The organism is uncultured Veillonella sp., from assembly GCF_963543145.1.
In the GTDB taxonomy this organism is placed as follows: Bacteria; Bacillota; Negativicutes; order Veillonellales; family Veillonellaceae; genus Veillonella.
The window spans coordinates 333,120-340,008 of sequence record NZ_CAUTZP010000001.1; the positions used below are offsets into that span (position 1 = coordinate 333,120).

Sequence of the window (6,889 nt, forward strand, 5' to 3'; positions counted from 1 at the left end):
TGAGCAAGGAGATTTATCAATGAAAAAACCTAATGTTGCAATCCTAGGTGCTACTGGTGCAGTAGGTGCTGAATTTATTACACTTATTGAAGAACGTAACTTCCCTTACGAAAACCTAAAATTATTGGCTTCTGCTCGTTCTGCTGGTACTGAACTTACTGTAAATGGCAAAACATATGTTGTAGAAGAAGCAAAGCCTGAATCTTTTGATGATATTGATATTGCACTTTTCGCTGGTGGTTCCATATCTAAAACTTTGGCACCAGAAGCTGCGAAACGCGGGGCTATTGTTATCGATAACTCTAGCGCATTCCGTATGGATCCTGAGGTTCCACTCGTAGTGCCAGAAGTTAATCCAGAAGATATTTTGAAACATAAAGGTATTATTGCAAATCCTAACTGCTCTACAATTATCATGAGTCTAGGTTTGAAACCTCTTTATGATATTTCTCCTATTAAACGCGTTATTGTAAGCACATACCAAGCTGTATCTGGTGCAGGTAAAGAAGGTATTGAAGAACTTGAAAACCAAGTAAAACAATTTACTGCAGGTGAAGAAATGACAGCAAACTTGTTGCCTACAGGTTCTGCACCAAAACATTATCCTATAGCATTTAACTTATTGCCACAAATTGACGTGTTCTTAGACAACGATTATACAAAAGAAGAAATGAAGATGGTTTACGAAACACAAAAAATTCTTCATGATGAAACTATTCAAGTAGTTCCAACTACTGTACGTGTTCCAGTATATCGTTCCCATTCTGAGTCTGTGTTAGTAGAAACAGCAGAACCTGTATCTGTTGAAGCTTTCAAAGCGGCTTGTGAAAAATTCCCAGGTTTACAAGTAAAAGATAATCCTGCAGATCAAATTTATCCAATGCCTTTATATACATCTAATCAAAACGACTGTGAAATCGGCCGTATTCGTAAAGACTTATATAACGATAAAGGGATGAATTTCTGGATTGTAGGGGACCAAATTCGTAAAGGTGCAGCTCTTAATGCGTTGCAAATTGCTGAGTACTTGGTAGAAAAACAAGCATTTTAATCTATCAAGGGGAGGAAACTATGAAAACCTTTGGTCGAGTATTAACGGCTATGATTACATCATTTAATAATGATGGATCCCTAAACCTAGAAAATAGTGTAGCTATTGCAAATCATCTATTAGATAATGGCTCCGATGGCCTTGTTGTATGCGGTACAACGGGTGAAAATCCAAGTATGTCTAAAGAGGACAAATTAGCTTTATTTAGGGCTATCGCTAAAGAGTGTGGTCATAAAGGTACAATTATTGCCAATGTTGGTACTAATGATACAAAAACTTCCGTAGAATTCGTAAAAGAAGTTTCTAAAATCGATGGTATTGATGGTTTGCTAGTTGTAGTACCTTATTACAATAAACCGAACCAACAAGGTCAATATTTACATTTTAAAGCTATTGCAGAAGCTACTACATTACCAATCATGGTGTACAATGTACCAAGTCGTGTAGGAACAGGGGTTTTCCCAACTACCTTAGTCCAACTTCACAATGAATATCCACATATTTGTGCTATCAAAGAAGCAAGTGGAAATTTGATGATTGCATCAGAAATTAAACGCTTAATGCCAAAAGATGACTTCATGGTGTACAGTGGTGATGATGGTCTTACATTACCAATGTTATCTGTTGGGGGATGTGGGGTAGTCTCTGTAGTATCTCATGTGGCCGGTAAAGACATGAATGCTATGATTCAAGCGTTTGAAGCGGGTCATAATCATGAGGCTATTCGTCTTCATCAAAGCTTAGCTGAGATTATTAAAGCTATGTTTATCACTACAAATCCAATTCCTGTAAAATACGCAGCACGTAAAATTGGTTTGCCTGCTGGTGTATTTAATTTACCAATGTGTGAGCCAACTGCTGATGAGGCTGCATATATTGATAAAGCATTAGCAGAATATTTACAATAATATAGTAATAACCATAAAACCAGTAACTACTATGTAGCTACTGGTTTTGTTTATGAAAATACCCCCTTTACTGGTTATCCAGTAAAGGGGGTACATATTAATCTGTAGCCATTTTAAAAATTATATTCTATCTCGTACAAGACCAATAACAAGTCCTTCAATATGACAATCATCTACAATGATTGGATCGAAATCATCATTTTCTGGTTGCAAACGAATGTGACCATTTTCCTTATAGAAACGTTTCACTGTAGCTTCGTCATCGATACGCGCCACAACAACATCACCATTATTAGCCGTATTTTGATGGCGTACGATGAGCATATCACCTTCATACATACCAATATTCATCATCGATTCGCCTTGAACGCGTAATAAGAAGCAGTCAGAATCACCAGTTAATTGAACAGGTAAAGTAAGAGTAGATTCTAAATTTTCTACTGCTGTAATAGGCATACCAGCTTGTACAGTACCAATAAGAGGAACTTGTTTTAAACCAGCCCCTAAGAATTCAAAATTATCAGAACTTGATGTTTCATTACCGTCTACGGAAATAGAAGGTTTTATATCCTCTAATACTGTAATAGCGCGATTTTTATTAGGATCACGTTTAATATAACCAAACTTTTCAAGCGCATTCAAGTGAGATTGCACAGTAGAAGTAGAGCTAAGGCCTACATGCGTACAGATTTCCCGAACAGTAGGACAACGATATTCATTATGTAAAGAGTCTTTAATAAAATCTAATATACGGCGCTGTTTTGTATTAATATCTGTAGCAGGGCGTCTCACGATAAACCTCCATAGTCGATGTAACGTTAAATAATATCAATATGTATATGCGGAAAAATTTACGTATTTAGTGCTATATAATAAAAATATAAGATAATTACTTATCTTATATACCTATTATAGGCAATTTTAAAAGTTTTTGCAAACATTTGTTCCAAACGCTTGACCGAACATTCGTTCGTGTGCTATTATAAGCATGTAGACAAACAAATGTTCTTAGATATTATGTTCGATATAAATGTGAGGTATGAGATGAAAAATGTATTGATGATGGTAGGAATGTGCTTAACTATCTTGTTCGGCTATAATATGACAACCCCTGTAGCAGAAGCAAATACACATGCTGTTCGTGAAGTAAAAGTTCAAGCAGGTGATACTATGTGGGATATTGCAGCTCGCACAGCTCATAAAGATATGGATATTCGTGAAATGGTATATGCTATGAAGGAACTTAACAAAATTGATGACTCTGGTGCATTAGTTCCTGGTACAGTTTTAAAAGTACCAGTTAAGAAAAATGATAGTCCAGTTAGAGCTTTGGACTATGTGGCTCAAAACTAAATATATATGGGATAATCCCACCCGAAAAGCAGCTACTCTGATAGAGTTAGCTGCTTTTTGTTATTTACATTTTGCTTTTTATTTAAATCGTTTTTCAAAGATTGTTGAAATAGGATTATCTACAAACTTATTGGCTTCATTAATATAACGACGAACCATGTTAACACTATGATGACGTGTTTGTCTCATAATATTACGTTCTTCCACACCATAAGCTGCAGCAGTGGTTGCAAAACCATGACGTAAACTATGGGCACCATACATAGCTGGATCAAGACCAATGAGAGAAATATATTTCTTTACAATTTCTGCAATCATTTTATCGGATATGGCTGTTTTACGAAGTGACATATTTTTAGTAAAACCTCTAAATACAGGCCCTTCAGTAATACCAGAGGCACGTAACCATTGCTGTAAGGCACATACTGCGTCTAGAGGAGAACCAGATAAATGAGGAATCGCTACAACAGCACCTTGACCTTCTTGGTCTGCTTTTGACGATGGTACAAAGATTTCAACACCTTGTAGAGAAAACTGAAGATGTTCTATTGTAATGGCCGCAATCTCACTACGACGAAAAGCACCCATAAATCCAATTAAAAGAATGGCTTTATCACGTAATAATTGCAACTCAGGCATATCTAGTTTATCCATACACTCTAGAATTTCTTCAATATCTTCTAGAAGAACTGGTGTTTTACCTTGTTGGAATGTACCCTTTAAACGTCTAATCCCTCGTAATGCTTGTTTTACTATAGGTGCCATACAAGGGTTATCTCTATGACCAGAGGCATTATAATTCTCAGATATGGCGCTAATACGACGAGAAATTGTATTAGCCTTAGCATAATCAGCTAGATCATTTATATAGTTCACAATTGTTTCTGGTGTAGCTGGAAAATAAGATACCTTTTGATAGGTACACCAATCTACGAAATCGTCCCAATCCGATTCGTATGCATCAACAGTATTTTCAGCCTTAGATAACAATATACTTTGTTTTGCTTTCATAGACAACTTAGTGCTATTCATAAGCGCATCATTATTGCGCAAATAGAAATGTTTCTGTTGTTCTTTAGACTTTGACATAGTTCACCCTTACCCTAAAATTATCAATATAATTGTACCATAGATTGGACGGTAATATGCTATAATTAGAGAATATGATAACTAATTCCGGAGAGTTTATAAATAATGACGAAGAAATATCTTTTAGTAGGAACTATACTTGTTCTTTTGGGGATGAGCGGCTGTTCATATATTCCAATAGAAAACATTTCTTATGGTGTATATTACAATGATATAGATTTATCTAATACACCTAAGAATGAATTACAGGCTCGCTTACAAGAGGTAAATAGTAAAATCCCTCAAACTATATCTATAGATATGGGGAACAATAAAAAACAACAAGCTACCTATCATGATTTAGGAGTTCAAATCGATACAGATGCTATGGTAAAGGCTATTTCTACATATGGCTATGAAAATGATATGCGGATGCTACTTTCAAATAGATTTAATGCCTTATTCTACGGTCATCATTTTAAGCCACAATATAAGCTTGATGAAGTAAAAGGTAAAACCTATCTTACTGAATTGGCAAAAACAATTGATACGCCAGGACATGATGCATACCTTACCATTGAAAATGGACAAGTTGTATTCCATCCAGCAAAAGAAGGTAAACGTATCGATATTGATGCGACTCTTAAGAAATTAAAAGATAATCTACAAGCCGGTGATAGTATTAATACCTTATCTATGGTATTTACTACACAGAATACTGTAAAAGTAAGTGATGCCGATTTAAAACCATTGAATACGGTATTAGCTTCTTACACTACGGAGTATGATCCTGGTAATGAAAGCAGAACCCATAATATCCAATTAGCATCTGATAAAATAAACGGTACCCTAATCAAACCAGGTGCACAGTTTTCCTTTAACGATGTTGTCGGTGAACGTACTGCAGAGGCTGGCTATGATGATGCACCTGTTATGATAGATGGTAAATTGGTTCCAGGTATTGGCGGTGGCATTTGCCAAGTAAGTTCTACCATATTTAATACAGCTTTATTATCAGGTATGAATATTATCGAACGTACACCACACTTTGAGCCAGTAGGATATATTCAAGCTGGTCGTGATGCTACGGTAGCTTGGGGCTATTTAGACTTTAAGTTTAGAAATCCTTACCAACAATCGATTTATATCCTTAGTTCTATGAACAACGGAACGTTAACCATCTACATTATAGGTACGGCTCAAGATAAGCCTAAAAATGTTTCTATTTCGGTCGGTGATTATGGAGAAATTCCTAACAAGACTATCACTAAGGTAGATCCATCATTAAAAGAAAAAGAAGTGCAGGAGGGGCATGTTGGTTTAACGATGAATACGTATAGAACCATTACCTATGGTAACTGGGTTACACAAACAGATTCCTTTGAGTCTGTATATGATCCAGTAGATACGATCATTACAATGCCTACAACACCAGCAGCGCCACCAAATCCACCTAATAAAACGGAGAAAAAGAAATCATAATTAAAGATTTTATTAAATATAGCCTAAACTATTGACCATATGATAGAAATAGTTTAGGCTATTATTTGAACTATACATGAGAAATCATTTGATACATAGTCAAGTATGTAAGAATAGATTGCTCAATAACAGAAAAAATTATTAATTCATTCTCAATGTTTCTCAATAAGTATCATTTAATAAAATAGAAGAGGAAGTTATGGACTCAATTTTACAATTTGATCACTCTGTGATTTTCTATGTACATGAACACCTTGTATATAGTTTTTTAACTCCTATTATGGCAATTATATCTAAGATTACTAGTAATGGCGCATTATGGATTATAATCGCGTTATTATTGATGATTCAAAAAAAATACCGAGTTTTAGGCGTAGCCATAATTATTGCCTTAGGATTTGTGTTTATCATCGGTGACCAAGGATTAAAACCTACTGTGGCTCGTTTAAGGCCATTTGTAGATTTTCCGAATATTACGGTACCATTAGAGTCAGCTTTACCTAAAGCGACAAGTTTTTCATTCCCATCAGGCCATAGTTTTGGTTCATTTGCATCTGCCATGACTATTTACCTAGGCTTGAGCCAAATAGCGCCTCAGAAACGATATTTAGGGATTTTAGCATTGGTATTTTCAGTGGTAGTAGCATTCTCTAGAGTTTACTTATTTGTACATTATCCAACAGATGTATTAACAGGCTTAGTATTGGGGATCATTGTAGGGTTCATCGCTTGGAAGTTAGCAAGAGTTGGTTGGAACTGGTGGACTAACCGTAATAATGATGTAGAATACGAACCGTATACATTTAAACGTAAATAAGCTTAATAAGCTGAAAAACCATATAGCATAAGGGATTGGGCCATTTAGGCCCAATTTTCTTGATATAATTACTTCCGATAATATATCGTTATCGGAAGTAATTATACTTAAAAAAATAAACTAGCCTATATTTCTATAAGCTAGTTTATTTTTTTAGGGTTATAGGACAAAAAGTGTTGCTATTTCAGTCCCAAAGATTGGTAAATAAAC

The 6,889-nt window shown here is 35.3% G+C and carries 7 protein-coding genes; 5 read left to right on the forward strand and 2 right to left on the reverse strand.

The annotated features are described in order from the left end of the window. The first annotated feature begins 19 nt into the window (after positions 1 to 19). The gene (locus tag RWZ05_RS01615) at positions 20 to 1,051 is read left to right on the forward strand and encodes an aspartate-semialdehyde dehydrogenase (protein WP_314641436.1); all 1,032 of its coding nucleotides are present in this window, start codon (positions 20 to 22) and stop codon (positions 1,049 to 1,051) included. A gap of 20 nt (positions 1,052 to 1,071) precedes the next feature. Further along, positions 1,072 to 1,959: a 4-hydroxy-tetrahydrodipicolinate synthase gene (gene dapA / locus RWZ05_RS01620; RefSeq protein ID WP_314641438.1), complete on the forward strand. Its 888-nt coding sequence runs from the start codon at positions 1,072 to 1,074 to the stop codon at positions 1,957 to 1,959. A gap of 120 nt (positions 1,960 to 2,079) precedes the next feature. Here dapA and lexA read toward each other — a convergent pair whose 3' ends face one another. Continuing rightward, complete coding sequence (lexA, locus tag RWZ05_RS01625) at positions 2,080 to 2,751, reverse strand: transcriptional repressor LexA (RefSeq protein WP_314641440.1); 672 nt, start codon at positions 2,749 to 2,751, stop codon at positions 2,080 to 2,082. A 252-nt stretch (positions 2,752 to 3,003) separates the two neighbouring features. Here lexA and RWZ05_RS01630 point away from each other — a divergent pair, with 252 nt between their 5' ends. Then, a complete protein-coding gene (locus RWZ05_RS01630; RefSeq protein ID WP_314641441.1) occupies positions 3,004 to 3,312 on the forward strand; it encodes a LysM peptidoglycan-binding domain-containing protein in 309 nt (102 codons plus the stop codon). 78 nt (positions 3,313 to 3,390) lie between these two features. Here RWZ05_RS01630 and RWZ05_RS01635 read toward each other — a convergent pair whose 3' ends face one another. Then, a complete protein-coding gene (locus RWZ05_RS01635) occupies positions 3,391 to 4,401 on the reverse strand; it encodes a site-specific integrase (RefSeq protein ID WP_314641443.1) in 1,011 nt (336 codons plus the stop codon). A gap of 105 nt (positions 4,402 to 4,506) precedes the next feature. Here RWZ05_RS01635 and RWZ05_RS01640 point away from each other — a divergent pair, with 105 nt between their 5' ends. After that, entirely contained in the window at positions 4,507 to 5,862 is a 1,356-nt protein-coding gene (locus RWZ05_RS01640) for a VanW family protein (protein WP_314641446.1), read from the forward strand. Between the two features lie 199 nt (positions 5,863 to 6,061). Beyond that, positions 6,062 to 6,679: a phosphatase PAP2 family protein gene (locus RWZ05_RS01645; protein WP_314641448.1), complete on the forward strand. Its 618-nt coding sequence runs from the start codon at positions 6,062 to 6,064 to the stop codon at positions 6,677 to 6,679. The last annotated feature ends 210 nt before the right edge of the window (positions 6,680 to 6,889 follow it).

Coding starts and splice junctions, on each gene's coding strand:
- RWZ05_RS01635 (WP_314641443.1), bottom strand. CDS start 4,401: ATGTCAAAGTCTAAAGAACAACAGAAACATTTCTATTTGCGCAATAAT.
- dapA (WP_314641438.1), top strand. CDS start 1,072: ATGAAAACCTTTGGTCGAGTATTAACGGCTATGATTACATCATTTAAT.
- RWZ05_RS01630 (WP_314641441.1), top strand. CDS start 3,004: ATGAAAAATGTATTGATGATGGTAGGAATGTGCTTAACTATCTTGTTC.
- RWZ05_RS01645 (WP_314641448.1), top strand. CDS start 6,062: ATGGACTCAATTTTACAATTTGATCACTCTGTGATTTTCTATGTACAT.
- RWZ05_RS01640 (WP_314641446.1), top strand. CDS start 4,507: ATGACGAAGAAATATCTTTTAGTAGGAACTATACTTGTTCTTTTGGGG.
- RWZ05_RS01615 (WP_314641436.1), top strand. CDS start 20: ATGAAAAAACCTAATGTTGCAATCCTAGGTGCTACTGGTGCAGTAGGT.